At 38.4% G+C, this 2,959-nt stretch carries 4 protein-coding genes; 1 reads left to right on the top strand and 3 read right to left on the bottom strand.

The window, feature by feature from the left end; all coding sequences use genetic code 11:
• Nucleotides 1-309: 309 nt before the first annotated feature.
• On the top strand, nt 310-1,884 hold the full coding sequence (locus PI95_RS34970; protein WP_052324764.1) for an S-layer family protein: 1,575 nt from the start codon (nt 310-312) through the stop codon (nt 1,882-1,884).
• Here the strand turns inward: PI95_RS34970 and PI95_RS37100 are convergent.
• From PI95_RS37100 to PI95_RS34960, 3 genes are all read right to left on the bottom strand, one after another.
• On the bottom strand, nt 1,849-1,980 hold the full coding sequence (locus PI95_RS37100; protein WP_268896863.1) for a hypothetical protein: 132 nt from the start codon (nt 1,978-1,980) through the stop codon (nt 1,849-1,851). The genes PI95_RS34970 and PI95_RS37100 overlap by 36 nt on opposite strands.
• Before the next feature lie 15 nt (nt 1,981-1,995).
• Complete coding sequence (locus tag PI95_RS36575) at nt 1,996-2,478, bottom strand: DUF1822 family protein (protein ID WP_236117348.1); 483 nt, start codon at nt 2,476-2,478, stop codon at nt 1,996-1,998.
• Nucleotides 2,479-2,662: 184 nt separating this feature from the next.
• Entirely contained in the window at nt 2,663-2,830 is a 168-nt protein-coding gene (locus PI95_RS34960) for a sigma factor-like helix-turn-helix DNA-binding protein (RefSeq protein ID WP_163519481.1), read from the bottom strand.
• Nucleotides 2,831-2,959 lie beyond the last annotated feature (129 nt).

The following is a 2,959-nucleotide window of genomic DNA, read 5'->3' as shown; positions in this document are numbered from 1 at the left end:
AAACGGAGACGGTTCCTTCATCCTTTGATAGTCGCTCTTGTGCCCTTGGATCTATTAAACTTGGCTGTCCCGTAATGTCGGCGTTTTAGCGTAGGGGGTAACATTAATATTAAGACTCAGACTTTTGCAACCACGAATGGCGGACAAGTTGTCACATCCACACGCAACCGTGGCAATGCAGGTAATATCATACTTAATGTCTCAGACAGTATCATCCTTTCGGGTACTGACAAGATTTATGATGTACGTACGACAAAAATTACTCAGCTTGGTGTAGATATTATCACCAATCAAGGCGCTGCTAGTGGGTTGCTTGCAAGTACCGATGTCAATTCTACTGGCAATGGAGGTAATATATTCATTCGCTCTAATCAGTTAAACATTAGAGATAAGGCAGCAGTTACAGTTAGCAGTCAAGGTTCAGGAGTAGCAGGAAATATAGAAGCTTCAGCTAGATTTATCCAATTAGACAACCAAGGTGCTATTACAGCAGAAACACAATCAAATAACGGTGGGAATATTACACTACAGGTGCAGGATTTATTATTGATGCGTCAAAACAGCATAATATCTGCTACTGCTGGCACCAGACAAGCTCCTGGGAATGGTGGCAACATCAAAATTGATGCTTTTAATGGCTTTATTGTTGCTGTTCCCCAGGAAAATAATGATATTATTGCTAATGCTTTTGAGGGCAAGGGTGGTTTTATCGAAATCACGGCTCAAGGGATCTTTGGGTTAAATCGTCGCGAACAATTAACTTCGTTGAGTGACATCACTGCGAAAAAGAGTCAAGAAATAGCAGAAAAATTGAACTCTCCCCAAGATATACATGCAACTTTTATCAGTTTAGGTAATACTGTAAGAGCATTGGGAAATTTAGAACGCGATCGCACTACTGCACGCAACTATAATAATATCCCTTGGCAGTGTCAAGAGCAACTCCTTCCCGATACCGCATTACAATTTTATCAAGATGCAGCATCTCAGTATAAACAGGTATTGAATACTGCATCCCCGTCAACGGTGCGGACACAAACGCAAATTAATTACTTAAGCTTGCTTGTGGAAAGTGGACAATTTGCAGCAGCACAGGCATTGTGGAGAGAAATCAAGCTTTCTGACTTACCAAAAGGTCGTCAAGCTGTGTATGCACATATCAATGTTGCTAAAAATCTCACTTGTATATCACAGCATAATACCCCACAATGGCAGGAAATTAATAATTTATTGCTAGCAGCAATTGACGATGCTACCCAACTTCAAGATTCTCGCGCTTTATCTTATGCGCTTGGTAGTCGCGGTGGATTTTATGAATATCTAGCTGCAAATCCACAGCCGAAGTTGCAACAAAAATCAAATTCTCATAAGGATATTAACTTTCGTCATAGCCAACAATTAACACAGCAAGCTTTACTTCTGGCACAATCAATTACCGCACCGGATATTGCTTATCAGTGGGAATGGCAATTAGGAAGAATTATGGCATCGCAGGGGAAAGATAAGGAAGCTGTGGCATTTTACTCTTGGGCAGTAGAAAGTCTTGATGTTGTACGTAACGATTTACTTGCAATCAATTCCGACGTACAATTTTCTTACCGCGATAACGTAGAACCTGTATATCGTGGATTAATTGATTTACTTTTGCGTCCTCAGGAAAACTCGCAACTATCTCAGGATGCGATCGCTCAAGCAATTGCAAATATCGACGCACTTCAACTTGCCGAATTGCAGAATTTTTTACAATGCAACCTTGGGCAATTGCTACCAATTGCGCGAGAAATAGACAAAAATAAGAATATAGATACGAATACCGCATTTATCTATCCCATCATTCTCGAAGATAGATTAGAAGTCATCTATAAACTGCCAACTGGGAATTAACACTATTCGTCTTTCACCTACCCCAATTACTGCACCATTGACCACTTCCCAAATGCTAGCTAAACTATCTTCATTTGGTAAGATTGATTTAGGCATCGATTCTTCTGCAAGCTAGTCTTTTAACCACTTAAAGAAGGTTTGCAAGCAAATATTATTCAGATCGGCATTGTAACGAGCTATTCCATTAGAATGATTTTCAGATTGTTTCCAAGCTTTCTTTTGCTCTGTCGGTGATATCTTTAACCAAAAATTATTTGCCAAAGCTGTTTCTAACTGATTAAAATCAAACACCACTTCTACCTCCTTCTTTTGGTAATTTTCGCTGTCCTGGGTTTGTGGTAGTGATTTTTTATTATGATACAAATATTCTGGTTTTTTAGAGGCTAGAAGTTTTGATGTCGCAATGTACCGTAGTATGAGATGCGAACGAACCCCTGTTAGGTTATAACGATATTTTACCCTTTTCTCAAAACCTACCCTGCGAACAGACGTTCGCATAGGGTATGACGGTGTGTTTTTTTGACTATTAAATGACGTTGCCTCATTAATTATACGTAGATACGTATTTTTTTTAGCATTTTTATAATACAGCATGAATTATTTCTAACTTTTGTGTTTTTGTTTGTACTAAAGTTAAATATTTACTAGGTGATTCAACTAGATTAATTCTATATTTTCTTGTCAACCAAATTTGTAAAAACTTTTTAATGATTGTATCAATTTCTTTGATTACAGATGCTTCTAATTTAGCGCGAGTTTTTCGGATTAAATTTGTAACTTATGATTGAGTTATATCAAGTTGAGTGGCAATTTGTTGTTCATTCAGTTTGTGTCCGTAGAAGAGTTGCAACACTTGTCTTTCTTGAGTGTCAAGTTTATTTTCAGCCGCAATTAAAGCAGCATGAATTAAATCTGAGTATACAGGAGCTTGGTAATTACGATCCAACCAATTTTCCACATACTGTGTAACCCATTGCGGGGGTGACAAAAAATCAGACAAAACGGGACCTGGAAATTGCCGTAAGAAATAGGGCAGGCTTTATTAACTAGTCTCCGGGTATTGTCGGCTTTTTGT

This window comes from Hassallia byssoidea VB512170 (genome assembly GCF_000817785.2).
Classification (GTDB): domain Bacteria; phylum Cyanobacteriota; class Cyanobacteriia; order Cyanobacteriales; family Nostocaceae; genus Hassallia; species Hassallia carrinoi.
This window is presented reverse-complemented; position numbering and strand designations above follow the sequence as displayed.